The organism is Planctomonas sp. JC2975 (assembly GCF_012985205.1).
GTDB lineage: Bacteria > Actinomycetota > Actinomycetes > Actinomycetales > Microbacteriaceae > Humibacter.
This window is the reverse complement of the sequence record NZ_JABEKS010000003.1, coordinates 34,403-60,851: the sequence shown is the minus strand read 5'-3', so window position 1 is coordinate 60,851 and position 26,449 is coordinate 34,403. Positions and strand designations below refer to the sequence as shown.

At 68.0% G+C, this 26,449-nt stretch carries 25 protein-coding genes and 1 tRNA gene; 19 read left to right on the top strand and 7 right to left on the bottom strand.

Going from position 1 to position 26,449, the window contains the following annotated elements; translation table 11 throughout:
- Positions 1-71: 71 nt before the first annotated feature.
- The 4 genes from HII28_RS16380 to HII28_RS16365 all read left to right on the top strand — a co-directional run bounded on the left by HII28_RS16380 (position 72) and on the right by HII28_RS16365 (position 4,835).
- Positions 72-1,289 (top strand): amidohydrolase, encoded by a 1,218-nt coding sequence (locus tag HII28_RS16380; RefSeq protein WP_170026936.1) that lies wholly within the window; start codon positions 72-74, stop codon positions 1,287-1,289.
- A gap of 19 nt (positions 1,290-1,308) precedes the next feature.
- On the top strand, positions 1,309-2,250 hold the full coding sequence (locus tag HII28_RS16375) for a 1,4-dihydroxy-2-naphthoyl-CoA synthase (protein ID WP_170026935.1): 942 nt from the start codon (positions 1,309-1,311) through the stop codon (positions 2,248-2,250).
- A gap of 294 nt (positions 2,251-2,544) precedes the next feature.
- Positions 2,545-3,768 (top strand): AMP-binding protein, encoded by a 1,224-nt coding sequence (locus HII28_RS16370; protein ID WP_170026934.1) that lies wholly within the window; start codon positions 2,545-2,547, stop codon positions 3,766-3,768.
- Between the two features lie 95 nt (positions 3,769-3,863).
- Positions 3,864-4,835, top strand: coding sequence for a 1,4-dihydroxy-2-naphthoate polyprenyltransferase (locus HII28_RS16365; RefSeq protein ID WP_346769369.1), 972 nt, complete (start codon positions 3,864-3,866; stop codon positions 4,833-4,835).
- A 216-nt stretch (positions 4,836-5,051) separates the two neighbouring features.
- Here HII28_RS16365 and HII28_RS16360 read toward each other — a convergent pair whose 3' ends face one another.
- Positions 5,052-5,348 carry a DUF4229 domain-containing protein gene (locus tag HII28_RS16360; protein WP_170026933.1) on the bottom strand — a complete coding sequence of 99 codons (297 nt, stop codon included), beginning with the start codon at positions 5,346-5,348 and terminating at the stop codon, positions 5,052-5,054.
- A 180-nt stretch (positions 5,349-5,528) separates the two neighbouring features.
- Here HII28_RS16360 and HII28_RS16355 point away from each other — a divergent pair, with 180 nt between their 5' ends.
- The 4 genes from HII28_RS16355 (at position 5,529) to HII28_RS16340 (ending at position 10,779) form a co-directional block, all read left to right on the top strand.
- Entirely contained in the window at positions 5,529-5,888 is a 360-nt protein-coding gene (locus HII28_RS16355; protein WP_170026932.1) for a PLD nuclease N-terminal domain-containing protein, read from the top strand.
- Entirely contained in the window at positions 5,881-7,725 is a 1,845-nt protein-coding gene (gene menD, locus HII28_RS16350; RefSeq protein ID WP_170026931.1) for a 2-succinyl-5-enolpyruvyl-6-hydroxy-3-cyclohexene-1-carboxylic-acid synthase, read from the top strand. Before HII28_RS16355 ends, menD begins: the two co-directional genes overlap by 8 nt.
- A gap of 71 nt (positions 7,726-7,796) precedes the next feature.
- Complete coding sequence (locus HII28_RS16345; protein WP_346769402.1) at positions 7,797-8,636, top strand: PPK2 family polyphosphate kinase; 840 nt, start codon at positions 7,797-7,799, stop codon at positions 8,634-8,636.
- Positions 8,637-8,904: 268 nt separating this feature from the next.
- Positions 8,905-10,779 carry an alkyl sulfatase dimerization domain-containing protein gene (locus tag HII28_RS16340; RefSeq protein ID WP_170026930.1) on the top strand — a complete coding sequence of 625 codons (1,875 nt, stop codon included), beginning with the start codon at positions 8,905-8,907 and terminating at the stop codon, positions 10,777-10,779.
- Positions 10,780-10,829: 50 nt separating this feature from the next.
- On the opposite strand, the gene HII28_RS16335 is transcribed toward HII28_RS16340, so the two are convergent.
- A complete protein-coding gene (locus HII28_RS16335) occupies positions 10,830-12,077 on the bottom strand; it encodes a chorismate-binding protein (protein WP_170026929.1) in 1,248 nt (415 codons plus the stop codon).
- Positions 12,078-12,216: 139 nt separating this feature from the next.
- Between HII28_RS16335 and HII28_RS16330 the strand changes: the two genes are divergently transcribed.
- From HII28_RS16330 to HII28_RS16310, 5 genes are all read left to right on the top strand, one after another.
- The gene (locus HII28_RS16330; protein WP_346769368.1) at positions 12,217-13,290 is read left to right on the top strand and encodes a DUF2804 domain-containing protein; all 1,074 of its coding nucleotides are present in this window, start codon (positions 12,217-12,219) and stop codon (positions 13,288-13,290) included.
- A gap of 122 nt (positions 13,291-13,412) precedes the next feature.
- Positions 13,413-14,189: a demethylmenaquinone methyltransferase gene (locus HII28_RS16325; protein ID WP_346769367.1), complete on the top strand. Its 777-nt coding sequence runs from the start codon at positions 13,413-13,415 to the stop codon at positions 14,187-14,189.
- A complete protein-coding gene (locus HII28_RS16320; RefSeq protein ID WP_346769366.1) occupies positions 14,189-15,253 on the top strand; it encodes a polyprenyl synthetase family protein in 1,065 nt (354 codons plus the stop codon). Before HII28_RS16325 ends, HII28_RS16320 begins: the two co-directional genes overlap by 1 nt.
- Before the next feature lie 125 nt (positions 15,254-15,378).
- Positions 15,379-16,743 carry an FAD-dependent oxidoreductase gene (locus tag HII28_RS16315; RefSeq protein WP_170026927.1) on the top strand — a complete coding sequence of 455 codons (1,365 nt, stop codon included), beginning with the start codon at positions 15,379-15,381 and terminating at the stop codon, positions 16,741-16,743.
- A gap of 71 nt (positions 16,744-16,814) precedes the next feature.
- Positions 16,815-17,810, top strand: coding sequence for an alpha/beta hydrolase (locus HII28_RS16310; RefSeq protein ID WP_170026926.1), 996 nt, complete (start codon positions 16,815-16,817; stop codon positions 17,808-17,810).
- Positions 17,811-17,922: 112 nt separating this feature from the next.
- Here the strand turns inward: HII28_RS16310 and HII28_RS16305 are convergent, their stop codons facing one another.
- Both HII28_RS16305 and HII28_RS16300 read right to left on the bottom strand, forming a co-directional pair.
- Positions 17,923-18,807, bottom strand: coding sequence for a metal-dependent hydrolase (locus HII28_RS16305; protein WP_205865021.1), 885 nt, complete (start codon positions 18,805-18,807; stop codon positions 17,923-17,925).
- 4 nt (positions 18,808-18,811) lie between these two features.
- Complete coding sequence (locus HII28_RS16300; protein WP_170026925.1) at positions 18,812-19,300, bottom strand: YajQ family cyclic di-GMP-binding protein; 489 nt, start codon at positions 19,298-19,300, stop codon at positions 18,812-18,814.
- Positions 19,301-19,426: 126 nt separating this feature from the next.
- Between HII28_RS16300 and HII28_RS16295 the strand changes: the two genes are divergently transcribed.
- The 4 genes from HII28_RS16295 (at position 19,427) to panD (ending at position 22,620) form a co-directional block, all read left to right on the top strand.
- Entirely contained in the window at positions 19,427-19,810 is a 384-nt protein-coding gene (locus HII28_RS16295; protein WP_170026924.1) for an LPXTG cell wall anchor domain-containing protein, read from the top strand.
- Positions 19,811-19,948: 138 nt separating this feature from the next.
- Positions 19,949-20,030: transfer RNA gene (locus HII28_RS16290), tRNA-Tyr, on the top strand.
- A 522-nt stretch (positions 20,031-20,552) separates the two neighbouring features.
- Complete coding sequence (locus tag HII28_RS16285; RefSeq protein ID WP_205865020.1) at positions 20,553-22,121, top strand: DUF1565 domain-containing protein; 1,569 nt, start codon at positions 20,553-20,555, stop codon at positions 22,119-22,121.
- Positions 22,122-22,230: 109 nt separating this feature from the next.
- Complete coding sequence (gene panD / locus HII28_RS16280) at positions 22,231-22,620, top strand: aspartate 1-decarboxylase (protein WP_170026922.1); 390 nt, start codon at positions 22,231-22,233, stop codon at positions 22,618-22,620.
- Between the two features lie 72 nt (positions 22,621-22,692).
- Here panD and HII28_RS16275 read toward each other — a convergent pair whose 3' ends face one another.
- A complete protein-coding gene (locus tag HII28_RS16275) occupies positions 22,693-24,096 on the bottom strand; it encodes a hypothetical protein (protein WP_170026921.1) in 1,404 nt (467 codons plus the stop codon).
- 167 nt (positions 24,097-24,263) lie between these two features.
- Here HII28_RS16275 and HII28_RS16270 point away from each other — a divergent pair, with 167 nt between their 5' ends.
- Positions 24,264-24,572, top strand: coding sequence for a DUF3467 domain-containing protein (locus tag HII28_RS16270; protein ID WP_170026920.1), 309 nt, complete (start codon positions 24,264-24,266; stop codon positions 24,570-24,572).
- A gap of 79 nt (positions 24,573-24,651) precedes the next feature.
- Here HII28_RS16270 and HII28_RS20350 read toward each other — a convergent pair whose 3' ends face one another.
- Both HII28_RS20350 and HII28_RS16260 read right to left on the bottom strand, forming a co-directional pair.
- Entirely contained in the window at positions 24,652-25,134 is a 483-nt protein-coding gene (locus tag HII28_RS20350; RefSeq protein WP_170026919.1) for a DUF805 domain-containing protein, read from the bottom strand.
- A gap of 28 nt (positions 25,135-25,162) precedes the next feature.
- Positions 25,163-25,441: a hypothetical protein gene (locus tag HII28_RS16260; protein WP_346769365.1), complete on the bottom strand. Its 279-nt coding sequence runs from the start codon at positions 25,439-25,441 to the stop codon at positions 25,163-25,165.
- A gap of 103 nt (positions 25,442-25,544) precedes the next feature.
- On the opposite strand from HII28_RS16260, the gene HII28_RS16255 reads away from it, so the two are divergent.
- Positions 25,545-26,360: an inositol monophosphatase family protein gene (locus tag HII28_RS16255; RefSeq protein WP_170026918.1), complete on the top strand. Its 816-nt coding sequence runs from the start codon at positions 25,545-25,547 to the stop codon at positions 26,358-26,360.
- Positions 26,361-26,449 lie beyond the last annotated feature (89 nt).

Below are 26,449 nucleotides of genomic sequence, written 5' to 3'. Positions count from 1 at the left end.
TGGCCTCCACCAGGGAGAGACTGGAGACCTGCGCCACGGGGTGTGGCGGTCGCCGGATGAGGAGGAAGCCGATGGCCCTGGATCTCGAATCGCTCTACACCGATCTGCACAGGCATCCTGAGCTGTCGTATCAGGAGCACCGAACGGCGAAGATCGTCGCCAACGGCCTGCGCTCGCTCGGCATCGACGCGATCGAGGGCATCGGGCGCACCGGTGTCGCCGGCGTGCTCGTCAACGGCGACGGTCCTGTCGTACTGCTTCGCGCCGACATGGATGCCCTGCCGGTCGCCGAGGAGACCGGGCTGCCGTACGCGAGCGCCGAACGCGGAACCGACGGCGACGGACACGACGTGCCGGTGATGCACGCGTGCGGGCACGACGTGCACGTCACCTGTCTGCTCGGCGCCGCGGAGGCGCTCGCCGGCTCGCGTTCCGAGTGGAGCGGCACCGTCGTCTTCGTTTTCCAGCCGGCGGAGGAGTTCGGCACGGGTGCGAACGAAATGATCGCGGATGGTCTCTACGATCGCGTGCCGAAGCCCGACATCGTGCTCGGCCAGCACGTCGCTCCCGCGCCGGCCGGCGTCGTCGGCGTGCACGCCGGCCCCGCTTTCGCGGCGACGGACGACGTGAGGATCACGCTGCACGGAGAAGGCGGCCACGGGTCGCGGCCGGAGGCGACGGTGGATCCGGTGGTCATGGCGGCGGCCACCGTGATGCGGCTGCAGACGATCGTGTCGCGCGAGGTGGCGGGCGGCGAGACGGCGGTCGTGACGGTCGGCACCATGAGGGCAGGCACGAAATCGACCATCATCCCGCCGCATGCGACGCTCGGTATCAACATCCGCACGTACGACAGTGACGTGCGCGACCGCGTGATCTCGGCGATCACGCGCATTGCGAGCGCCGAAGCCGCCGCGTCCGGGGCCCGGAGGGACCCCGACATCGAGACGTTCGACTCGTTCCCCGTCGTGGACAACGACGAGGCGGCGACGGAGCGCGTTCTCGGGGCGTTCCGCGCGGCATTCGGCTCCGAGCGCGTCATCGCTCCAGGGCCGGTCACCGGCAGCGAGGATGTCGGCGCGCTGGCGACGGCCGCAGGCGCGCCCATCGTCTACTGGCTGCTCGGCGGCCTGGATCCGCAGCTGTTCACGAAGGCGCTCGCCAATGGCACGACGGATGCCGAGATCCCGTCGAACCACTCGCCGTTCTTCGCCCCGCTGATGCATCCGACGCTCGAGGTCGGGGTGCAGGCACTGGTCGTGGCGGCGAGGGAGTGGCTGGGGGCGTAGCCCTTCTAGGCTTGAACCCATGACCCAGCAGGTTTCCGACCTCTTCGATGCGGACGAATGGGTGCAGGCGCCCGTCGGATCCGCGTTCACCGACGTCACGTACCACCTGTCCAACGACGGGCGCATCGCGCGCATCGCCTTCAACCGTCCCGAGGTGCGCAACGCGTTCCGTCCGCACACCGTGGACGAGCTGTACACGGCGCTGGACGACGCGAGGCAGAATCCGCAGATCGGGGTCGTGCTGCTCACGGGCAACGGGCCGAGCCCGAAGGACGGAGGGTGGGCGTTCTGCTCGGGAGGCGACCAGCGCATCCGCGGCCGTGACGGCTACAAGTACTCCGATTCGGAGACCGCGATCGTGGACGGTGCAGGCGGCACGGCCGATCGGCCAGGAAGTCATGCGGCGGTCGGACGCCTGCACATCCTCGAAGTGCAGCGGCTCATCCGGTTCATGCCGAAGGTCGTCATCGCCGTCGTTCCGGGCTGGGCGGCGGGTGGCGGCCACTCGCTGCACGTGGTCTGCGACCTCACGATCGCGAGCGCCGAGCACGGCAAGTTCAAGCAGACGGATGCCGACGTCGGGTCCTTCGACGCCGGTTACGGCAGCGCCTACTTCGCGCGGCAGATCGGGCAGAAGTTCGCACGCGAGGTGTTCTTCCTCGCGCAGGAGTACTCGGCGCAGCGGGCGTACGAGATGGGCGCGGTCAACGCCGTCGTGCCGCACGACGAGCTGGAGTCCACGGCGCTGGCCTGGGCCAGGACCATCCTCGGCAAGTCGCCGACGGCCATCCGCATGCTCAAGTTCGCGTTCAATGCCGTCGACGACGGCATGGTCGGGCAGCAGGTGTTCGCTGGCGAGGCGACCCGGCTGGCGTACGGCACTGACGAGGCAGTCGAGGGCCGGGACGCCTTCCTTCAGAAGCGCGACCCCGACTGGGCGCCGTTTCCCTGGCAGTACTGACCCGCGCTGCTTCCCTCGCAGTACTGACCGGGGCGCCGTTTCCCTCGCGGTACTGACCGGGCGCTCTTTCCCGGTCCGTTCTGAAGCCGGACCGTGCCGACGGCCCCAGGCCGTCCTCGCAACAGCAGTGATCGCGCTCTCGCGTCGGAAACAGCAGGATTCCCGCTGTTTCCGACGACACCTGCTGTTCTCGGCACAGACGGTGCCGGAGTGGCGTCAGGCACAGACGGTGCCGGGGTGGCGTCGGGCTCAGGCGCGGCGCGAGCCGAGCGACAGCCGGACTACCGTTGAAGCGTGACCCGTGCCCTCTCCGTGATCGATGCCGACGACGCGCACGCGGTGTACTTGGCGCTCCGCGATGCGCTGAGCGGCGACGGCCCGGCCGTGCTGCCTCGGCAGCACGCGGATGGTAGAGCCTCAGTTTTCCCAACCGATGGTGCTTCTGCCGGCGAAGGCACCACCGGCGCCCCGGCATCCGTGCCGCGCAACGTCGCGCTCGTCGTCGAGACGTCCGGTTCCACGGGGGCGCCGAAGCGCGTCGCACTGTCCGCGGACGCGCTGCTCGCGAGCGCAGCAGCATCCGCGGGCGCCATCGGCGGGCAGCAGCCGGGCACCGCCCGCTGGCTGCTCGCCCTGCCTGCGCACTACATCGCCGGCGCGAACGTGCTGGTTCGGTCGATCGCCGCGGGCACCGAGCCGATCATCCTGCCGCCTGGCCACTTCGATCCCGTCGCGTTCTGCGCGGCGGCGTCCGCTCTCGACGCAGACCACCGCTTCACCTCCCTGGTTCCCGTTCAACTGGCACGTCTTCTCGACGCCGCGACGGATGCCGCCTCCCGCGGCGACCACAGCATGTTCACGACTCTGCGTCGCTTCGACGCCCTCCTCATCGGCGGCCAGGCGCTGCAGCCGGCGCTTCGCGAGCGCGCACTGGAATCCGGTCTGCGGATCGTGCGCACCTACGGCTCCAGCGAGACCGGCGGCGGATGCGTATACGACGGCGTCCCGATCGGCACGGTGGCCGCGCGTGAGGTCGACGGCCGCATCGAGCTCTCCGGACCCGTGCTCGCCGAGGGCTACCTGGATGTCGACGGCACCCTCGATCGCGAGCGCACGGATGCCGCCTTCCACACCGCGGACGGCGTGCGCTGGTACCGCACCGGCGACCTCGGATCCGTCGACCCCGGCGGACGTCTGTCCGTGACGGGTCGCGCCGACAACGTGATCATCTCCGGCGGGGAGAAGGTGTCGCTCGATGCCGTCGAACGCGTCGTTCGTGCGCATCCGGGATTCGCGGAAGCCGTCGTCGTCGCCGCGACGAGCGCGGAATGGGGACAGGTGCCCGTCGTCGTGGTCGCCGGCGAGCCTGCGCTTCCGCTTCCGGACTTGCGCTCATCGGTGCAGGCGGAGCTCGGGCATGCGGCGGCACCGGAGAGGGTGGTCACGATCGAGCGGATGCCCCTGCTCGCCTCCGGCAAGCCCGATCGCGTCGCGCTCACGGCACTCTCCGGAGGCTGACCGTGCGTGCGTCACGCAGTCGAAGACGCGTGCGTCCCGTGCGAGACGGGCCACGGGCGTGACGGCCATAACCGTGATCGATATCATTCCGCCTTGTGAGTAGCAGCGCGCGCAATCGACAGACGCCCAAGTCCAAGCGCAAGGGCGGGCATCCGGCTGGTCGACGCGGGGCAGTCGCCCCCGCGACCTTCCGCGATTGGGTGGGCGGCGCGCGTCTGCGGACGCTTCCGCTCGCGATCGCGCCGGTCCTGGCGGGGACAGGAGCCGCGGTCACCGCGACCAGTCCCGAGGTGTTCCACTGGATCCGCGCACTGCTCTGCCTCGTCGTCGCGCTGTGCCTGCAGATCGGCGTGAACTACGCGAACGACTACTCGGACGGGATCCGGGGAACGGATGCCTACCGTGTCGGCCCGAGCCGCCTCACCGGATCCGGCAAGGCGAAACCGCACCGTGTGCTGGCGATGGCACTCATCTTCTTCGGCCTCGGCGCGGTGGCGGGGATCCTGCTCGTCGTCGCCTCGCAGCAGTGGTGGCTGCTCATCGTGGGCGCCGTCGCGATCGCCGCGGCGTGGTTCTACACCGGAGGCAAGCATCCGTACGGGTACTACGGACTCGGCGAAGTGTTCGTCTTCGTGTTCTTCGGTCTGGTCGCGACGGCCGGCACCATGTTCGTGCAGGTTCTGGACGTGTCGCAGGTGGCCTGGTTCGGGGCTGTCGGCGTCGGCCTGTTCGCCTGCGCCGTGCTGATGGTCAACAACATCCGCGACATCGACGCGGACCGGCAGGCCGGCAAGCGCACGCTCGCTGTTCTCGTGGGACGCACGTGGGCGCGAGTGCTCTACACGATCTTCGTGCTCGTGCCGTTCCTGATCCTCGCCCTCGTCAGCCTGCTCTACACGCTCGGCTGGCTCGGATTCTTCACGCTCATCGCCGCCCTGCCGGCGATCATCATCACGATCTTCGCTCGCACGCCTCGGGAGCTGATCATCGCGCTGCAGCTCACCTCGATCAGCGCACTTCTCTACGCCGCGTTCTTCGGGATGGCCCTGGCTCTCTCCCCGCTGTGATGATTGCGCGCACCTGACGGCCGAGACGGCCGCCAGCGCCAGCGTCGCGATGGAGTCCGGAAATGGCCTCCATGCCCAGCTCCAGCGCGCCCGCCCGGCGCGCCGCGGTCAGCCGGTAAGGCGGTCGCCTTCGGTGGCGCACCCGCCGCCTCGTAGAGCGTGGAGCGTTGGCGACGTGGTGCCTCGTCGCGCCAACGGGGCGACGGAAGCGGCAGGCTAGTTCGTCTTGCGGGTGTGGTCGGCGGCGTCGACAGCCGCGTCCTCGACCTCGTCGTCGACAGTCGGCTTCGCCTCGGTGCGCTCCCGCCTGCGCGCTGCGGCCAGCTGATCGGCGACGCCCTGGCGCGGTCCGCGCAGGAACAGGTACGACAGGCAGAACCCGATGACGACGGATGCCACGGCCGAGACGATCCACAGATCCGACGGCAGCACGATCAGCAGCACCACCAGCGGAACGGCGATGAAGAGCAGCCGCAACACGGTGTAGGTGAGCCAAGCCGGAATGCGTTTCACCGTTCAAGTGTAGGGACGCTGACGCGGTGAGGGCGCTGTGAGGATCACGCAGTCTCGTCGATCTCGCGAGCGAGAAAGTGCCCGTGCGACGCGGGCGGGCGGGCGCCGACACCCTTTGCACGGAGGTCTCGGCGGCACCTCACAGGAACCCACCCGGTGCAGCCGGGTTAATATGGCCACATGATTCGCGTGTGGCTCATCGTCGGAGTCATCGCCGCGCTCTTCTACATCTTCTCGATCGTGGATTGCGCGCTGGCGGAGCGCGAGCGCGTGCGCGGACTGCCGAAGGCGGCGTGGATCCCGATCGTCATCGTGTTCCCGTTGATCGGCGGCATCCTGTGGTTCGCCATCGGACGGCCTCGCAGGGGCACCGCATCCGGTCGCCGGATCGTCGCCCCCGACGACGATCCCGACTTCCTGCGCAACCTGGAACGCGACAGGCGCGACCAGGAGCGCATCCGTCGGCTCGAGCAGGAGCTCGCCGACCTCGACGACACGAAGAAGCGCCCAGGCGACTCCGACGGCCGCCGGGATGCCTGAGCCCGCCCAGCAGCGCGCGGTACCCATCCAGACCGGCAATCCCGCGACCGACGCCGCCGTCTCTCTGCTCACTCGTCTCGTCGATGCCGGTCTTCGACACGTCGTGCTGGCTCCCGGATCCCGATCCCAGGCTCTGGCTCTCGTCGCCGCCGAACTCGAACGGATCGGCGCGATCGAACTCCACGTGCGCCTGGATGAGCGCGTCGCCGGCTTCCTCGCGCTCGGGCTCGCGGCGGAATCCGGTCGCCCAGCGGCCATCGTGACGACGAGCGGCACGGCGACGGCGAACCTGCTCCCCGCCGTGCTCGAAGCACACCATTCCAACCTGCCCATGCTCGTGCTCACGGCGGACCGGCCGAGCGAGCTGCGCGGCATCCGCTCCAACCAGACCACCGTCCAGGCCGGCATGTACGGAGGTGCGGTGCGCAGAGCGCTCGACGTCGACGCACCGACCGGTGCCGAGGGCGAAGCGGATGCCTACGCCGGCCTCGCCGCGCAGGCGTGGTCCGCTGCCGTCGACGAGTCCGGCCCTGTGCACCTCAACCTCGCCTTCCGTGAACCCCTGTCCGTCGCGGTGCCCGACCTCTCCGGCGTGTTCGGCCATGCATCCACCGAGCCGCCAGAGCCGGCGAGGCACGTCGAAGGGCGACCCGGCCCCACGGAGCCGGGCACGGCGCAGCCCGGGCTCGCCGGCGTTGCTGAGACGCGGTCGGACGGGGCGTCGTCCGTCCCATTGGACCGCCGGCATCTCTCGCTGTCACCCGGCGTTCGCACCGTCGTGATCGCTGGTAATGCGGCAGGACCCGAGGCGGAGCAGCTTGCGCGCGACGGCGGTTGGCCGCTGCTGGCCGAGGCGTCGAGCGGCGCCCGATTCGGGCCCAATCTCGTCGTGCGCTACCGCGACCTCCTGCACGAGGAAGACTTCGGCGATGCAATCCAGCGCGCCGTCGTGTTCGGGCATCCGACGCTCAGCCGCGAGGTCCCGGCGCTGCTGAAACGGCCGGATGTCGAGGTCGTCGTCGTCGCGCCGATCGGTGACGACGTATACGACCCTGCGCGATCCGCTCGGATCGTGGGATCCGTCGATGCGGCGCATGTCGACCCGCTCGACAGAGACGCCAGGGCGTGGGTCGGACGCTGGGTCTTCGGGAGCCGAGCACTCCTCGATGAGGATGCGCGGGCATCCGCTGACCACGTCGCGCCCGATGTCGAGGCTGGTCGGTCGCACTCGCCCGAGCAGCGACTCGCGTTCGCGAAGACGGAGTTCGCCGCCGTGCGCGCTCCCATCACGCGGCGCATGCTCGCCGAGGCGCTCTGGCGCTTCACCTGGCCGCACGACCGGCTCGTGCTGGGCGCGTCCCGCCTGATCCGCGACCTCGACTCCGTCGTGCCCGGCAAGAAGATCCGCGTGCACTCCAACCGCGGGCTCGCGGGCATCGACGGCACGATCGGCACAGCGATCGGGATCGCGCTGGCCGCCCAGCCCGCCGAGTCGGAGGCGCCGTCGGGAACGATGCGTGTGCTACTCGGCGACCTTGCTCTGCTGCACGACGTGGGCTCGCTGCTCTTCGGCGAGGGCGAGCGGCGACCGACCGTGCAAGTCGTGGTCGGCAACGACGGCGGCGGAACCATTTTCGACTCGCTTGAGGTCGCGAGGACAGCGCCGCCCTCGGCTCTCCGCCGTGTGCTCACGACACCGCAGCACGTCGAGCTCGAGGCGCTCGCCGAGGCCTATGGTTGGAGCTACCGCCGGGCGGGGACGCGCGGCGAACTGGACCAGGCGCTGTCTGCACCGCCGGCGGGAACGAGCATCCTCGAAGTGCCGCTGCCCAGGTGACAAGGGTGGAGTGCTAGGGCGCGCAGAGGAGGATCGTGGCGAACGAAGACTTGAACTCCCGTCACTGGATCGTGGATCCAGGTGTCCGGCTCGTCGCCCGACCCCGTTTCGACCTGTCGGCCTTGCCGTCGGATGCGCGCCCCGGCTTCGACGGATCCCGCAAGTCGGGCAAGCGGGCGCTGCGCGGGGCTTCCGCGGAGCTCGCCGAACTTCAGGAGCGGCTGTACGCGGCGGGCATCGATGGCGACGACCGTGCCGTGCTGTTGGTGCTGCAGGGCATGGACACGGCGGGCAAGGGCGGCATCGTCGGACACGTGGTCGGCGCCGTGAATCCGCAAGGCGTGCACTACACCGCGTTCAAGAAGCCCACGCGTGAGGAGCTGGCGCACGACTTCCTGTGGCGAGTGCGTCCGCACGTTCCCCGCCCCGGGATCATCGGCGTCTTCGATCGTTCGCACTATGAGGACGTGCTCATCGGACGCGTGCGCGCCCTCGCATCGCCCGAAGAGATCGAACGTCGCTACGCCGCCATCGACGAGTTCGAACGTGAGCTCGTCGATGGCGGCACACGGATCGTCAAGGTGATGCTGCACGTCGGATTCGATGAGCAGGAGCGCCGGTTGCTGCACCGGCTGGACCGGCCGGACAAGTACTGGAAGTTCAATCCCGCCGACCTCGACGAGCGGGAGCTCTGGCCGGAGTACCGGCAGGCGTATCAGATCGCGATCACCCGAACGTCGACCGACTACGCCCCCTGGCACGTGGTTCCAGCGGACCACAAGTGGTACGCACGGCTGGCCGTTCAGCAGCTGCTCATCGAGGCGCTGCAGGACATGGAGCTGGGCTGGCCACCCCCGCGCTTCGATGTGGACGCGCAGCGGGAGCGGCTGCGGAGTCTCACCGTCCGCTGACCCAACCGCTGCTCGAGCTCGTCGAAACCAGCCGCCGCTTAGCGTCATCGAACCCGGCCGCCTGTTCGGGTTGTCGATACCAGCTCGAGCAATGGCGGATCTCGCCCGTCACCCGTGCGCCACATCCTCCGCGCAGGGTGAAAGGCTCGCCGCGGCCCGGCGAGCCATGGCGTTGAGCGTGAAGCTGGATGAACGCTCTCGCGTGCGGTCCGGCTACCCGCTCGGCTGGATCACGCGATCATCGGCGGCGCCATAGGAGGCAGGAACCATGCAACAGAACGACACGACAGAAGCGATCCGCAGGCAGCAGGCATCTTTGCGCGACGCGCTGCCCTTCGCGGACACCAGGGATTTCGAGGCCGTCAACCGTGGCTTCCTCGGCACGCTGAGCCCGGCTGTTGTGAAGGACGACGACGGCACGGTCGTGTGGGATGCCGACAGCTACGACTTCCTGCAGGGTGACGGTCCCGAGACGGTGAATCCGAGTCTGTGGCGGCAGTCGTCGCTGGTCGCGAAGCACGGCCTGTTCGAGGTTGTCCCTGGCATCTATCAGGTGCGTGGACTGGACCTCTCGAACGTGAGCTTCGTCGAGACGGACAACGGGGTGATCGTCATCGATCCACTGATCTCGAAGGAGACGGCGGCCGCTGCGCTGGCTCTCTATCGAGAGCACCGCGGAGACCGCCCTGTGAGGGCCGTCATCTTCACGCACAGCCACATCGACCATTTTGGCGGTGTGCTCGGAATCATCACCAAGGACGAGCTCGCGTCCGGCTCCGTTCAGGTGATCGCGCCGGAGCACACGGTCGCCGAGGCCGTGGCAGAGAACGTCTACGCGGGCACGGCGATGGGACGTCGCGCCGGCTACATGTACGGTGCAGCGCTGGATCGTGGTCCGAGGGGAGCCGTCGGCGCGGGACTCGGGCAGACGACCTCGACCGGTCACGCCGGCATCGTGCCACCGACCATCGAGGTCTCGAAGACCGGTGAGAAGCACACCGTCGACGGGCTCGAGATCGAGTTCCAGATGGCGCCAGGTACCGAGGCGCCGGCGGAGATGCATTTCCTGTTCCCGAAGTACCGGGCACTGTGCATGGCGGAGAACGCCACGCACACGCTGCACAACCTGCTCACCCTCCGTGGTGCACTCGTGCGCGACCCGCGCGTGTGGTCGAGGTACCTCACGGAAGCCATCGCACGGTTTGGAGACAGCACCGACGTGGTGTTCACTTCGCACCACTGGCCGACCTGGGGCAACGCGGAGATCCGTGAGTTCCTCGGGCTGCAGCGCGATCTCTACGCCTACCTGCACGACCAGACGCTGCGGATGCTCAACCAGGGCATGACCGGAGCCGAGATCGCCGAGGAGATCACGCTGCCGCCCGCACTCGAGAACGCCTGGCACGCGCGTGGATACTACGGCAGTGTGAGCCACAACGTGAAGGCCATCTACCAGCGATACATGGGATGGTTCGACGGCAACCCCGCCAGGCTCTGGCCGCACCCGCCGAAGGCGCTGGCGGAACGGTACGTTGCTGCGATCGGCGGCGTGGATCGCGTCGTCGAGCTCGCGCAGGCGGCGTACGACTCAGGCGACTTCCGCTGGGCGGCGACGCTGCTCGACCACGCCGTGTTCGCCGACACGGAGAACTCTGCTGCACGGACGCTGTACGCGGACACCCTGGAACAGCTTGCCTACGGCGCGGAGAACGGCACGTGGCGCAACTTCTTCCTGTCGGGCGCGACTGAACTGCGTGAAGGGAACTTCGGCACGCCGACCCGGACGAACCCGCCGGAGATCCTGGCGCAGCTCACTCCGGAGCAGCTGCTCGACTCGATCGCCATCTCGGTGCACGGCCCGACGGCATGGGATCTCGATCTCGTCCTCGACATCACACTCACCGACGAGTCGCGAAACTTCCGGGTGACCCTGCACAACGGCGTCCTCGTCTACCTCGAGACAGCGGCAGATCCATCGACGGCGGGAGTCACACTCGAACTGACCAAGCCGAGGCTGCTCGCGCTCGTCGGTGGCGACCAGCAGAGCCCCGGGGTCACGATCTCAGGCGATGCCCGTGTGCTCACCGCGCTCACGTCCGTGCTCACGCAGGGCGATCCGGCGTTCAACATCGTCGTCCCCTAGAAGCCCGGGACTCGTCAAACCGATCGAGTCGGCGGGCGTCGAACCGTCGCCTATCCGAACGCTTCGGTGATAGGCCGGAACTTCATCTTCGTCTCCGCCAGCTCCCGCTCGGGAACGGAGTCGCCCATGATTCCGCATCCGGCGTACGCGGTGATGTCTCCGGATGCCTTCACCTGGGCACCTCGAAGCGCGATCGCCCACTCGCCGTCGCCGTCAGCTCCGATCCAGCCGACAGGGCCGGCGTAGCGCTCGCGGTCGAAGGGCTCGAGCTCGCGGATGAGCTGCAGGGCGGCATCCGTCGGTGTTCCGGCAACGGCGGCCGTCGGATGAAGGGCTGCGACGAGGTCGAGGGATCCGGATCCGTCGCCGAGCGTGCCAGACACATCCGTTGCGAGGTGCCAGAGGTTCGGGAGCTTGAGCGTGAAGGGGCTCTGGCTCGACTCGAGGGCCGAGGTGTGCGGCGTCAGCGCGGAAAGCACGCTGCGCACGGCGACGGCGTGCTCTTCCAGATCCTTGCTGCTGGCGAGCAGTCCGTCCGCGGATTCGCGATCGGATGCCGCGTCCCTTCCACGTTCGCTGGTGCCGGCAAGCACGCGAGCATCCAGGGTTCCGTTGTGCACGCGTACAAGCGTCTCGGGGCTCGATCCGAGCATGCCGTCGACGGCATAGGTCCAGCACTCCGGATATCCGAGAGCGAGTTCGACGAGCGCGCGACGCACGTCGGATTCGACGGGCAGGTGAGCACGCAGGTCGCGCGCCAGAACGACCTTCTCGAGGTCGTCGCTCCGAATGCGCTCGACGGCCACGGCGACCGCACGCTTGTACGCCTCGCGGGTCAACGCACCCGGCAGCATCGTGAGCCGGTATTCGGCGCCGAACGGCTCCGGATGCGGCACGCCGGGCAGCACGTGCGAGTCAGAGGGTCTAATGCGGGTGATCCAGGAACGTCCGGCCCGGCGTCCGATCACGACATCCGGCACGATCAGCACGCTGGTGGCTGCGCTCTCGTCGTCGAACGCGAACGTGCCGAATGCGACGAGGCCGGTGCCCGGCATCCGTACCGGATCGGAGACGGTCGACGCGGCTGCGAGCTGCTTCCATGCTGCGGATGCCTGCGCGATGCGTCCCGGCCCGCGGAACTCGAGCCGCAGCGCCTCACCGACGCCTGCGATGCCTTCTCCCTTGCGCAGCCACACAAGAGGGGTGTGCGCATCGGTGAAGGGGAGGATGTGTCGGACGTCGTCGAGGGGGGTGGTCTCGACCGTCAACGCCTGTACTCGGGTCGCGGTTACGGTCACGTCTCAAGCGTACGACCGTGCCCTGGGCACGGCCTTACCGCACACTGGGCGTCGGCTCACCGCACAGGAGGTCCCCGGGCCGTGCGCGGCGCCACGGGTAAGGTGTGCACACCCGAACCGCGACTCGAAGGAGAGTCCTGTGCCACCCGAATCCGTTCGCTCGACGTCCGTGCCGGAGCGGGAGCTGACTGCAGCGACCGACCTCTGTCTCGCGAACGGTCGCCTGAATCCGGATGCCGTCGGCTGGTCCCGCATTCCCCTCCTGAACACCGATCGCATCGGACGCGGCGCTTACGCTTGGGGCCGCAACAAGCGCTGGGAGTATTGGGGGATCACGACGCCGACGCACCTGGTCGCCCTCACCGTGTCGGCCATCGACTACGCAGGTGTGCACGAATTGTGGGTCTTCGATCGCACGACCGGAGAGTCGATCCCGATCAACGCCGTCGTGCCGTTCGCACGGCGAGCCGAGCTTCCCGGAACCCTCGGCCTCGGCCCCGCCCGTGCCGTGGCGAAGGTGCGCGGCGGCGACCTGGTGATCGACATCCGCGAAGTGGAAGGCGGAACGCGACTGACGGCATCCGCTCCTCGGGTGTCCATCGATGTGGTCGCCACTCGACCGGACGGCCGCACGCTGGCGGATCACGAGGCCATGGCCGTCGTCGTGCCGTGGAGCAAGCGACTGTTCCAGTACACCGTGAAGGACGTCGACCGTCCCGCGATCGGCACGATCACCGTCGACGGCGTCGACCATGCGGTGCCGGCAGGCGAGTCCTGGGCAGTGCTGGATCACGGTCGCGGACGCTGGCCGTACAGCGTCGCATGGAACTGGGGCGCGGCATCAGGGTACGTGGGAGGGGGATCCGAACGCCGACGGATCGGCGTGCAGCTCGGCGCGAAGTGGACGGACGGCACGGGATCGACCGAGAACGCGATCACCGTCGACGGGCGCGTGCACAAGCTCAGTGAGGAACTGGTCTGGGAGTACTCGACGGACGACTGGATGCGGCCGTGGCGCATCCGTGGGGAACGGGTGGATGCTGCATTCACCCCGTTCCATCTCAAGCAATCGGCGACGCAGCTCGGTCTCATCGCCTCGAACACGCACCAGTGCTTCGGCCACTACACCGGCTGGATCGCCAGGGACGACGGCGGCAAGCAGTCCATCGACGGCCTCCTCGGCTGGGCGGAGGACGTGCACAACCGTTGGTGAGACTCCGTATCGCGGCTCCAGCGCGCCACGTATCGCGGCTCCGCCGCTCACCGGCTCGATCGGGTCGGCCCCGCGAGCGAGCTCGCGCGTCGCTCCCCTCAATCGCCCGTAAGCTTGAGCGAGTGAGAAGGGCCGACCTGAGCAAGGAGCCGTCGGACGTCGCCGCGATGTTCGATGAGGTCTCGGTCGCCTACGACCGGACCAACACGGTGCTGTCCGCCGGCAATGCGACGCTGTGGCGCATCGCGACGACACGTGCTGTCGACCCGCGGCCAGGGCAACTCATCCTCGATGTCGCCGCTGGGACGGGAACATCGAGTGCCTCACTCGCTCGTTCCGGCGCGCGAGTGGTCGCCGCCGACTTCTCTCCGGGCATGATCGCCGTCGGCAAGCATCGGCAGGCAGGCAACCCGAACATCGAGTTCGTGCAGGCCGATGCCATGGAGCTGCCTTTCGACGACGACAGCTTCGACGCCGTGACCATCTCGTTCGGGCTGCGCAACATCGTCGATCCGGATGCCGCGCTCGCCGAGTTCTTCCGTGTCACCAAGCCGGGCGGCAGGGTCGTGGTCTGCGAGTTCTCGCGGCCGCCGGCATCCGTCATCCGCTCCGCCTACTACGCCTACCTGCGTTACGGAATGCCGGTGTTCGCCCGGCTCGCCTCGTCGAACCCGGTCGCCTACGCCTACCTGATGGAGTCGATCCGCGACTGGCCGGACCAGCAGACCCTGGCGCACATGATCAGGCACGCCGGATTCGAACGCGTCGCGTACCGCAACCTCACGGCAGGGATCGTGGCGTTGCACCGCGGCTTCGTGCCGGAGCCGACCCGCGTCGCCGCGGGCGCCGAGCCGTCGAGCGTGCGCACGTCGGAAGCCGAACCGAAGGGTGACCAGTAGTGCCATCGCTGCCTCTCGTGCGACGCGGTACCACGCTGTCGAGCCAGGTGGGCTTCACGGAACGACTCTTCGCGTCCACCAAGGACAGGCGGATGGCCACCCGCATCGACGCCGGCCTGGAACTCGTCGAAGACGGCCTGCGTGAGCAGGTGAAGTACGCCGACCAGCTCGCGGATGTCACGGCCCGCTACCTCCTGAACGCAGGCGGCAAGCGCGTGCGACCCATGCTCACGCTGCTCACCGCCCAGCTCGGCGAAGGGGCGACGCCCGAGGTGATCACCGCTGCGCAGGCCGTGGAGATCACGCACCTCGCGTCGCTGTACCACGACGACGTGATGGACGACGCGCAGACCAGACGCGGGGTGCCGAGCGCGCAGCACGTGTGGGGCAACTCCGTCGCTGTGCTCACCGGAGACCTGCTCTTCGCCCGCGCCAGCCAGCTCGTCGCGAGCCTCGGCGAGGGCGCCATCCGCATTCAGGCCGACACCTTCGAACGCCTCTGCCTCGGCCAGCTGCACGAGACGATCGGTCCGAACGACGACGACGATCCGATCGCGCACTACATCGGTGTGCTCGCCGACAAGACCGGATCGCTCATCGCGGCTGCCGCCCAGATGGGCGTGATGTTCTCGGGCGCCCCTGCGGAGTACATCGCCCCCGTCATGGCGTTCGGCGAGAAGGTGGGCGTCGGATTCCAGCTCGTCGACGATGTGATCGACCTCTCCGGCAAGGATGCCGAGACCGGCAAGACAGCGGGAACGGATCTGCGCGCCGGCGTGGCCACCCTTCCACTGCTCAAGCTGCGGAAGCGGGCATCCGAGGGAGACGCCGACGCGACCGCGTTGCTCGACAGGCTCGAGACCGAGGTGCTCGGAGCGCCGGATGACAAGGATGTCAGCGCTGCCGTCGCCGCTCTCCGGGAGCATCCGGTGACGCAGGAGACCCTCGAGGAGGCGCACCGCTGGGCCCGCGAGGCGGTCGAGGCGATCGCTCCGTTACCTCAAGGGTCGGTCAAAAGTGCGTTGACCAGATTCGCGGATACCATCGTGGAGCGATCCAGCTGACCCGCGCCCAGAGCTGAACGGATGCCGTCATGCACTACAGCAGCGCACTGCACGGGCGCTCGGTGCGCCGGGACGATGCATCGCCTCAGCACAGCGACCACGAGTACGACGAAGGGGATACCGTCATGACCAAACTCCGCCTGGCCATCGTGGGAGCCGGCCCAGCCGGCATCTACGCGGCCGACATCCTGCTCAAGGCGGAGCGCGAGTTCGACGTGTCGATCGACCTGTTCGACCAGTTGCCCGCGCCCTACGGCCTCGTGCGCTACGGCGTCGCACCCGACCACCCGCGCATCAAGGGCATCATCACCGCGCTGCGCGAGGTGCTCGACCGGGGCGACATCCGCATCTTCGGCAACGTGCGCTTCGGCACCGACATCACGCTCGACGACCTCAAGCACCACTACAACGCCGTCATCTTCGCCACCGGAGCCATCCGTGACGCCGACCTCGACGTTCCCGGCATCGACCTCGACTCGTCGTACGGCGCCGCCGATTTCGTCAGCTGGTACGACGGTCACCCAGACTTCCCGCGCACGTGGCCGCTGGACGCGGAATCCGTGGCGGTCATCGGCAATGGCAACGTGGCGCTGGATGTCGCGCGCGTTCTCGCGAAGCACGCGGACGACCTGCTCCCCACCGAGATCCCTGCCAACGTCTACGACGGGCTCAAGGAGTCGCCTGTCACGGATGTGCACGTCTTCGGCCGCCGCGGACCGACCTCGGTGAAGTTCACGCCGCTGGAGCTGCGGGAGCTGGGCGAGCTGCGCGATGTGGACATGATCCTGTACGACGAGGACTTCCACTACGACGACCACGCGCGCGAGGTGATCGCGGGCAACAAGCAGGTGCTGGTCATCGACCGTGTGCTGCAGCAGTGGCGGCAGCGCGAGGTGGGGCAGGCATCCCGTCGCCTCCACCTGCACTTCTACGCCCGCCCGGTTGAGTTCGTGGGCGACGACGAGGGCCGGGTGTCCGCGATCCGGTACGAGCGCACGGCGCCGGACGGTCAGGGCGGTGTGGTCGGCACGGGCGAGATCCGGGAGGTCCCGGTGCAAGCCGCGTACCGCGCGGTCGGCTACTTCGGATCGCCGCTGGATGGCGTCCCCTTCGACAAACGCCACGGCGTCATCCCGAACCACGAAGGCCAGGTGCTGCACGCCAAGGACAACACGCAGTTCTACGGCGTCTACGCGACCGGATGGATCAAGCGCGGCCCTGTCGGTCTCATCGGCCACACCAAGTCGGATGCGATGGAGACCGTCTCCCATCTCATCAACGATCTGGGCAACTGGTGGACGCCCGCCGACCCGTCGGAGCAGTCGGTCATCGACCTCCTGAAGTCGCGCGGCGTCGAGTACACCAACCTCGACGGATGGCACAACCTGGACACGTTCGAGCAGGCACTCGGAGCAGAGCAAGGCCGCGCGCGTATCAAGGTGGTGCCGCGCGACGAGATGGTGCGCGCGTCCAACACCCCGCAGGACTAGCAACGGCCTGCCCGCCCGGCAGCACCGTGGTCCGCGAGGAGCAGTTCCGGGCCGCCGCATAGGCTGAGCCCATGGGGGAGTGGGTGCCGGATGTGCTCGGCCGCCCGTTCGAGCAGCGCACGCTGCCGCTCGGAGCAGAGGCCGGCGGTGTGAGCCATCGCGAGCTCGTCGCCACCGTCGTGCGCTATCGCCGACCACCACGGATCGCGCCGGCAGCACCGGCGCGTGGCGTGGACGTGCTCTACGTGCACGGATGGTCGGACTACTTCTTCCAGACCGAGCTCGCCGAGTTCTGGTGGCGACAAGGCGCCCGATTTTTCGCGCTCGATCTACGACGGTACGGCCGCAGTCTGCGCGAGGGACAGACCCCCGGATACATCACCGACCTCGAGACCTACGACCAGGACATCGCGGCCGCGCTCGCGGTGATGGGCCACACACTGGATCCCTCCGACCGCTCGCGTCGGCAGCTCGTGCTCATGGGGCACTCGACGGGCGGACTCACGCTCAGCCTCTGGGCCGCCCGCCACCGGGGCGCGGCATCCGCTCTCGTGCTCAACAGCCCATGGCTCGAGTTCCAGACCGGATCATGGGGACGCGACATGATCCAGCCGCTCATCGAACTGCACGCCAAGGTGTCGCCACGGGGGCGCATGCCCGTCGTCGACCTCGGTTTCTACGCTCGATCCGTCTCCGCCGCGGAACAGGGAGAGTGGACCTACAACCTGGACTGGCGGCCGGAGCGGGGCTTCGCCCTGCATCCCGCCTGGTTGAGGGCGGTGCTCGCCGGACACGGACGTGTCGCGAATGGACTCCAGCTCGAACTGCCCGTCATCACGATGCTGTCCGCCCGCTCCACCATCTCGCCGACGTGGAGTGACGGCATGCTGCGCAGTGACGTCGTGCTCGATGTGAACGAGATTGCGGAGCGGGCGACGAGACTCGGGTCCGCGGTCACCGTTCGCCGCTTCGACGGAGCGTTGCACGACGTAGTGCTCTCGCAGAAATCGGTCCGGGAGGACGCCTACACCGCACTCGCGCACTGGCTCGGCTACGCACTGCGCTGAGGCGCACGATCAGGAGATCCTCGACCTAGCGCAACGACCACCCGGCTCCTCGAGCGGCGAAGCTACCCCCGGCTCTCAAAGGGTGCGCAGCGAGTCGAAGAGCTCGACCCTGTCAGGCCGGATCCGCCGCGCAGCGCATCGTGAGCATCGGCGTGCCGGCGTCGTCGTCGAGACCGAGCTGGACCGAGACCGATCCGAGCTCCCCCAGCCGCGCGACGTGCGTCCCGCCGCAAGCGATGCGGGCCGATGTCTCCGGCAGCTCGCATAGCCAGTACCGCGGGTCGCCGAGGCGGTCGCCGTCCCGCTCGATGTGCACCGCGGCATCGGTGGCCACCCACGTGCCCAGTGCGGCGGCCGTGATGTCGGCCAGAGCCGGCAGCGCCTCCTCGAGGCCGTCGGTGGCGAAGCCCTTCCGCCGCAACGACTTGTTGAGCCGGAACACGTCCACGGAACCGTTCGGCACGATCGTCGACGACTGGATGGCCTCGTGGTCGAAGTCGGGACGGGCGAGCGCATCCTCGCGCACCGGCTTGCTCCACCGGTCGGCCAGTGCCGCATTCAGTGCGAGCGACGCCAGGTGGCACAGCGTGTGCCCGACGGACAACGCGCGACGGTGCCGGGCGTCGATGCTGACCACCACCTCGTCGCCGACGGCGATGCGGCTGGGCGTCTCGAGCACGTGAGCGACCACGAACGCCCAGCCATCGGTGCCGCGGCGCACGGGGACATCGTCGCCGATGAACAGCCCCGTTCCATCCGTCGCGGCGACGATGACGTCGGCCAGGGGCAGTTCCCGCTCGTCGACGAGGATGCTGCCGCGATCCGGGCCCTGATCAGGCCATGCCCGGTCGACCGGATGCGCCGGCGTGCGATCCAGCAGCACCACTTCACGTCCGTCGCCGTACGGCTGCACGTGCAGCACGACGGCGCCGGCGCGCAACGACTCCGCGTCCGCTGCGGGATACAAGACGACCGTGTCGGTCGAGGGGAGAGGCATCAGCTCAGCGGAAGTTCACGAACTGCAGGTCGACGTCGACGTCGGCCTTCTTGAGCAGCGCGATCGTGGACTGCAGGTCGTCGCGGCTCTTCGAGGAGACGCGCACCTCGTCGCCCTGGATCTGGCTCTTCACCGACTTGGGCGCCTCGTCGCGGATCAGCTTGTTGATCTTCTTGCCCGCTTCCTGGTCGATGCCCTGCTTGAGGGCGACCTCCAGGCGGAACTCCTTGCCGCTGGCGTACGCCTCGCCGGCATCCAGGCTCTTCAGCGAGATGCCGCGCTTGATGAACTTCGATTCCAGCACGTCGAGGATGGCCTTCACCCGCTCCTCGCTGTTCGCCTTCAGCAGGATCTTCTCGCCGCTCCACTCGACCGAAGCCCCGATGTTCTTGAAGTCGTACCGCTGGTCGACCTCTTTGCGGGCCTGGTTGACGGCGTTGTCGGCCTCCATCTTGTCGACCTTGCTGACGACGTCGAACGACGAATCTGCCATGACCTGCGCTCCCTCGAGTAGTGGGTTTGTCTGCAAGCGAGTTTATGGCGTCGCCTCGTGGCGGCCGCAGAGTCGCAGCCGGGGCGCCGCGCGCCCGGTGGCATCCGTTGCCCCTATGCTGGCCGCGTGACTCACGACTTCGGCGCACTCGCCGCCACCGGCTCGGATGTGACCCCCTGGCTCATCGTCGCCGGCATCATCGTGCTGCTCGGCGTGATCGCCCTTGTCGTTGCGGGCATCGTGCGCTCGCGTCGCGCTGAGCGTCAGGTCGAGAACGCCGCTGAGGCAGTTGCCGACGCGGGCGGCACGCTGCCGGAGCCGGACCCGAACGCGTCCGCATCCGACGAGACAGTGCTCGACGAGGCAGCAGACCTGAACGCAGCGGATGCGGCTGCCGCAGCTTCCGGAGACGCGGCAGCGTCCTCGACCGAGCCGCCGGCCGGTGAGCCGCCGACCTCGGAACCACCGGCTTCGCAGCCGCCGTCCGATGGGGAACCGCCAAGGGTCTGAGACCTTTCCGCCGTGTGATCAACGTCGCCGGCACGGCGTGGATGCTTGACGGATGCCTCGATTTCACCGGATGCCGGTGCGTAGGTATCCTTAGTGAGCGCCTTCGGTCAGGTGATCACATGTGGTCGGGAGCGCCAAGGCAGGTTACCCAAGCGGCCAAAGGGATCTGACTGTAAATCAGCCGGCATAGCCTTCGGGGGTTCGAATCCCTCACCTGCCACGTTTGCGACAAGCCCGGTCAGAACCATGTTCTGACCGGGCTTTCGTGTTGTGCGCCACGTTGCGCGCATGGTGATCCGCTTGGCGTTCCTGGTGCACGCGCTCCCACGTCGGCCGATGCCGGGTCACGGAGGCAACGTCGCGGCAATCCTGCGACAACCCTTGTGAAGGCGCTTTCCCGTCTGCTTGAATCGTTCCACTTTCAAGGGTTCGGATGCCCCGCACCCGCTCCTGTCATCGGCGATCGACCTCAGCGAGGAGGCGACGAAGTGCATGTAATCCATGAACACTCAACGCCGAGCCGCGCGCCCCAGGTGATCGTCCGAGCGCAGAGCTCTTGATTGAAACGAATCATCAAGCAACGAATGACCCTGTGCGGCCGCCTCGTGGCCGGACGCAGAGGGCGTGCCCGGATGAACCGGGGTCGATACAGATGCGCTGCGCCGACCGCACCACAGCCGGCCCCGCGGATGCCGAGCACGCCGAAGGTCGAACGAATCCACAGACAAAGGAGAACGTGGTCGTGAAACGCGCGAAGCGTCTTGCAGTTGCCGGTACCTGTATCGCCGGACTTCTGCTCACCCCTCTTGCAGCCCACGCGGCAACGACGAGCCCGGCGGATGACACGCCGGAATCCGCTCTTTCGGTGCTGAGCGTGCTGAACAACACCCGGCCTGCGTCGTCGCACGCCTTCTACATCTCACCGAACGGGAGCGACAGCAACCCCGGCACGAAGGATGCGCCGTTCAAGACGCTGCTGAAAGCGCAGGATGCGGCATCGGCCGGCGACATCGTCTACATCCGCGGCGGGCTCTACAACGACTTCGTCGTTCCGGAGACCGACAACCCGTTCGAGGACGTCTACCACTACGTGAATCCGATTTCGAAGAGCGGGATCACGTACGAGGCGTATCCGGGCGACCCGCGTCCGGTGTTCGACTTCAGCAACGTGCCGACGGACCAGCGCGTGGCCGGGTTCTACATCCAGACGAACGTCACCGACGTCAACTTCGTCGGATTCGACGTGACCGGCGTGAAGGTCGGAGCGCAGAAGCAGTCCGAGGCCTTCCGCATCGCCGGTGGCGCCAACTTCGTCGACATGGACGTGCACGACAACGAGGCGAACGGCTTCTACTACACGATCGATGGCACGGGTGCCGTCATCGACAGCGACTCCCACGACAACATCGGGCCCACCTCGACGGCCGCCGGCAATACGGACGGCTTCGGCGCGCACGCGAAGAACGTGTGGTTCATCGGCGATCGTTCGTGGCACAACAGCGATGACGGATACGACAGCATCAGCTCGAGCGGCCGCGTCTCGTACGTCGACGACTGGTCCTTCGGTCAGCACGGCAACCAGAACGGGATCGGCGACCAGAACGGGTTCAAGGTGGGTGGATTCGCCTACAACACGACCGGGCTGCCGGATCCGATCCCGCTGCACACCGTGATCGACTCGCTCGCCGCCGACAACGGTGCGAACAACTTCTACGCGAACCATCAGCCTGGCCAGTCCGCATACTGGGTCAACAACACCGGATACCAGCCGGGCTATGGAGCGGACTTCAACATGCTGGAGCGAGTGAGCCCGACGAGCGCAGACAACATCTCCGGATTCCGCGAGGTGCTGCACAACAACGTCGCGTTCACCGGGCCATTGACCCTGAACGACAACACTCCAGCCGCGAACGAGACCAACAACTCGTGGACGCTGAACGGCGGTCTGAACCTCACGGCCGCCGACTTCCAGAGTCTCGACATGAGCCAGCTGACGGCACCAAGGAAGGCGGACGGAAGTCTCCCAGACGTGTCCTTCCTGAAGCCGGTGGACGGCTCGACGCTCCAGTCGTCCGGACTCGGATACCAGGCCGATAAGGGCGATGAGTTCTCGACGCTGCAGAAGCTCGTCGGCGTGTATGCGCAGTCGGGCGACATCGACAATCAGGGCATCGCCGCCAGCCTCGTTGACAAGCTCCAGGATCACGAGCTGACCGCCTTCGCCAACGAGCTTCGTGCCCAGGCGCAGAAGCACATCAGCCAGTACGCCGTCGACACCCTCACGTTGGTGGCCGCGGCGCTGGCCTCGTAACCAGGGATCCGCGGATGGGCTGCGGCCGGCGCCTCGCCGGCCGCAGCCTTCTCCAGGTCGTACGGCTACACTTGCCGACCGACCCCCACCGCCTCGAAGGACCCCGATCATGCGCGTCACCATGCTCCGCTCGAAGATCCACCGTGCGACGGTGACGAGGGCGGACCTGCACTACGTCGGTTCGCTCACCGTAGACCGTGCACTGCTGGACGCATCCGGGATCCTCGTCGGCGAGAAGATCAGCGTCGTCAACATCGACAACGGCCAGCGTTTCGAGACGTACGTGATCGAGGGCGAGCGCGGCTCCGGCGTGATCGGCGTGAACGGGGCGGCGGCGCGTCTGGTCAACGTCGGCGATCGCGTCATCATCATGGCGTACGCCTCGATGAAGCTCGCCAAGGCATCCGAGTTCCAGCCGAAGGTGATCATGGTCGACGATCAGAACCGCGTTGAGCACACCGGCGACGACGCCGGGTTCCCGACCGTTTATCCGGGCTGAAACACTCGCACCGTCTGCGGTCCGAACCGTTCGCGCCCGTGGCGCGGCCGACCCGATCCGTCGCATCGTGTTTCACGACGATCCCGGATCGTCCTCGAGCTGATCGCAGGTGAGCTGAACCGTCCATCCCAGCGTCTCGCCGAGGTCGCGCACCGCGTCGTCGGGTGCCGCGGCGCAGCTCCTCGAGGCCGTCACCGTCTGCGGCTCCCACTGCGGCCCGTACGCGCGCCGGCTCACCGTTGGCGTGAGGTTGCCCGCGACGAGTACGACTCCGGCGACGAGGACGGTGGCGACCCGGATCAGGGCCGGCCGCCGGGAACGGAGGATGCCTCGTCCGTCAACCACCGGTATCCGCGCCGCTAGAGACAGCCCGATGATCATCACCGAGATGAGCGTCAGCTGCGGCACGATTCCGTACCGAGTGAGCCAGATCCGTTCGAGGGATGCGCCCGACAGACTCGCGTAGTCGTAGAACGACTGCGGGTTGGCGATGAGCGACGCCGTCCACACGGCGATTCCGGCCAGCGGAACGGCCGCGACAGCTGCCCGCTGGATGCCGGTGCCGCGGTGCCACACGAAGGCGATCGCCGCGACGGCAGGGAGAATGCTCGCGATCCCGATCAACGGCCAGCCTGCCTCGAGCGCGTGGCCGAGCGCGGACTGCGGCACCCAGATCGTCGTAGACCCGTTCATCAGATAGCCGTCGAGCATCGAGGCCACGGAGACGGGCGCATTGCCGTTGAAGCGACGCGGATCCACAAGCATCGCGAACGACTGCACCGTGGCACCTGCGACGATCCCCAGCACGATCGGCCTCCTCGCGGTGCTTCTGGCCGCGAGCAGTGCGAGCGGGAGGAGCAGCAGCGTCTGCACCTCGGTCGTCGCCGCGAGTAACGCGGCGCCGGCGCCGATCCAGCGCAACCGCACGTCGTCGGTGCGACCCACAAGCAGCCACATCGCGAGCCACAGGCACAGGGTGTGGACATTCGCCGCATTCCCCAGCACCTCGCGCGGCAGCGTTGGCGCGGCGACGGTGACGAGCGCGAGCGCCGCTCGCCACCACGGCGACGGCACGATGTTCGCCGTGAACAGGAAGATGAGCGCGACGACGGCACCCGCCACGGCGCAGCTGGCCAACGTGATGCCGATCGCGTACGCCCCGGCCGGAAGCAGTGCCACCACGGCGGCCGCCATGAGCCGGGGAAGTGTGTGCAGGTAGCCGTCGTACGGGGTGACCAGCGCCGCGGCAAGCGGATGCGTGAGCGCGCCCTCGACGAACGTCCTGCCGTCTTCCGCCCAGAACGTGTCCCTGGCTGCTGCAGGCAGACGCAGCCACGCGATCGTCATGCCGAGCCAGCCGAGCCCGATCGCAGACAAGACGCGGACGTGCGGCGCGGCCACGGGCATCCGCACGGACAGGGCCGTCGGGATACCGCGCAAGGCGCGGAGCCCAGGCAGTTCGATCGTGGTGCTCATTGTTCGCACGTTCCCGCTCGCGCGTACAGGACTCCCTCAGAACTGGGAGGAATCCGCCGAAACGTCGAGGACTCTCAGTGATCCGACGGGGCGCACGTCGCCGGCCACGACGTTCGCGACCGACCCGATAGGCTCAGCGCGCAGACTTGACGAGGTGAGGGGACGCCGTGGCCGACGAGCAGGAGAACGTTCCGACGCAGATCAACTTCGACATCCCACCGGAGGTGGAAGCCGGAGGATTCGCGGACTTCGCGAGCATCTGGCACACCGACAATGTGTTCGTGCTCGACTTCGCATCGCTGCGCGGTCCGGCTACAGAGACCAGGGACGACCAGGGGAACGCTCAACGGTCGGTGAACGCCAGGGTGGTGACGCGCATCCGCATCCCTCCGGAGCAGGTGTTCGAGCTGGCCAAGGCGCTCACGCGAGAGCTCGAGCTGTGGGAGCAGCAGACCGGGCGGCGCTCGCCGCAGTAGGCGTGGCATCCGCGCATCGTGGGGTGTCGCGGAGCTCGCGTCGGAGAGCGGATGCCGGCGTCACGGTCGTGACGCCTGATCACACTCGATCGAATCGCCTGCCGTAGGACTGCCTGGGCAGGATCGCGAAGATGACGGCGATCACCGGTCCCGCGAACGGGATGATGCCGAGCAGGATCCACCAGCCCGAGAAGTTCGCGTCGTGCAGCCGTCGCACGAACACCGAGATGCTCGGGACGATCGTTGCCAGCACATACAGCAGGTAGACGACACCGATCACCAGGCTTCCGGTGGTCGGGCGCTCGACCGATGGGCCGGCGAGCGAGTTGGTCATCTCGACGCCGATTCCGGCCACGAAGAACACGACGATGTTCAACGCGTACGCCCACCAGAACTCGCTGCGGCTCGCCCGTCCATGGAACACGGCGTACTTCGTGAAGAACCGCCGGATTCCCTCCTGCGGGGTGGCCCGATAGATCGGCTTGTCCGATGGGCGACGCGATGCCGCGATCTCGGCGGCATCCACCGCGTCCTGGGCGAAGTCGTCGGCTCCCGTGCTCACGAATGCAATGGTCGCATCGATCGACGGTTCAGTCGATCACTCGGATCAGTTCCCACCCGTCGTCATCCGCGAACCGCACGTCGAAGACGCGTGTGTCCCCGTCGTCGCTCGTGCCCTGGAATCGCCATCCGTTCAGGGGCGACGGCGGATGCGTGATGGCGGGGCTCAGCAGGAGCCCTGGCTCGGGGCCGAGGCGGGTCGGGGTGTCGGTGACGCGATAGCGGTGGCCGGCCCAGAACATCCGCTTCGGGGTTCCATCGGCACCGACCCAGACGGTCACGACGTCGGCGGTATGAGTGATACTCACGGCAGACCTCCTTGCGAGATAATCGAACAAAGATTCGATACAGCGAGGATAGGTCGGCGTCGGACGACACGCCAAACACCGCTCGCCCCGTAGCATCGAAGGCATGACCGTCGCGACCGCTGAGCTGCTCGACCTTGCCCGAACGATCGCCTTGGAGGCCGGTGAACTCGTGCGCTCCCGACGTGAGCAGGGCGTCGAGGTGGCGGCGACGAAGACCGCGCCCGAAGACATCGTCACGGCGGCGGATCGCGAGTCAGAGGACCTCATCCGCGGACGGCTGGCTGATGCGCGCCCAGGTGACGGCTTCTTCGGCGAGGAGAGCGACGCGAGCGTCAGCAGCACGGGGCTCACATGGATCGTGGATCCGATCGACGGCACCGTGAACTACCTCTACGGAATCCCCGCGTACGCGGTCTCGATCGCGGCGGTCGAGGGGGATCCGGATCCGAACACGTGGCGCGCCCTCGCCTCGGCGGTCGTCAACCCGGCCAGCGGCGAGGTCTACACGGCCAGCGTCGGCGGCGGAGCGTTCCTCGGCACCTCGCGTCTTCAGGTCGCGACGGGCAAGCAGCTGTCGCTGGCACTCGTCGGCACCGGATTCTCGTACGACTCGCGGCGGCGCGGACTGCAGGCCGAGGCGGTGAGCATGCTGATTCCGCGGGTTCGCGACATCCGCCGCATCGGATCCGCAGCGCTCGACCTGTGCAGCGTGGCGTCCGGTCGGCTCGACGCGTACTACGAGAAGGGCCTGAAGCCGTGGGACCACGCGGGCGGTGCCCTTGTGGCATCCGAGGCCGGTGCGACGGTCGCGGGACTGCACGGGGCCGCGGCAAGCCGCGCCCTGACCATCGCGGCGGAGCCGGGCCTGTTCGCCCAGCTTGAGCCGATCCTCGACGAGATCGGCGTCGCCGACCGCTGACGACCATCCCCCACCCCCGAGGGTGCCCGTTCCTCCCACCGAGGGTGCCCGTTTCACCTCCCGAAGGTGCCCACTTCTCCTCCCGAAGG

Excerpts from the sequence above, each read along its gene's own strand:
- HII28_RS16300 (WP_170026925.1), bottom strand. The coding sequence starts at position 19,300 with ATGGCAGATTCGTCGTTCGACGTCGTCAGCAAGGTCGACAAGATGGAG.
- HII28_RS16355 (WP_170026932.1), top strand. The coding sequence starts at position 5,529 with ATGATTCGCGTGTGGCTCATCGTCGGAGTCATCGCCGCGCTCTTCTAC.
- HII28_RS16315 (WP_170026927.1), top strand. The coding sequence starts at position 15,379 with ATGACCAAACTCCGCCTGGCCATCGTGGGAGCCGGCCCAGCCGGCATC.
- HII28_RS16310 (WP_170026926.1), top strand. The coding sequence starts at position 16,815 with ATGGGGGAGTGGGTGCCGGATGTGCTCGGCCGCCCGTTCGAGCAGCGC.
- HII28_RS16375 (WP_170026935.1), top strand. The coding sequence starts at position 1,309 with ATGACCCAGCAGGTTTCCGACCTCTTCGATGCGGACGAATGGGTGCAG.
- panD (WP_170026922.1), top strand. The coding sequence starts at position 22,231 with ATGCGCGTCACCATGCTCCGCTCGAAGATCCACCGTGCGACGGTGACG.
- HII28_RS16275 (WP_170026921.1), bottom strand. The coding sequence starts at position 24,096 with ATGAGCACCACGATCGAACTGCCTGGGCTCCGCGCCTTGCGCGGTATC.
- HII28_RS16305 (WP_205865021.1), bottom strand. The coding sequence starts at position 18,807 with ATGCCTCTCCCCTCGACCGACACGGTCGTCTTGTATCCCGCAGCGGAC.
- HII28_RS16255 (WP_170026918.1), top strand. The coding sequence starts at position 25,545 with ATGACCGTCGCGACCGCTGAGCTGCTCGACCTTGCCCGAACGATCGCC.
- HII28_RS16380 (WP_170026936.1), top strand. The coding sequence starts at position 72 with ATGGCCCTGGATCTCGAATCGCTCTACACCGATCTGCACAGGCATCCT.
- menD (WP_170026931.1), top strand. The coding sequence starts at position 5,881 with ATGCCTGAGCCCGCCCAGCAGCGCGCGGTACCCATCCAGACCGGCAAT.
- HII28_RS16340 (WP_170026930.1), top strand. The coding sequence starts at position 8,905 with ATGCAACAGAACGACACGACAGAAGCGATCCGCAGGCAGCAGGCATCT.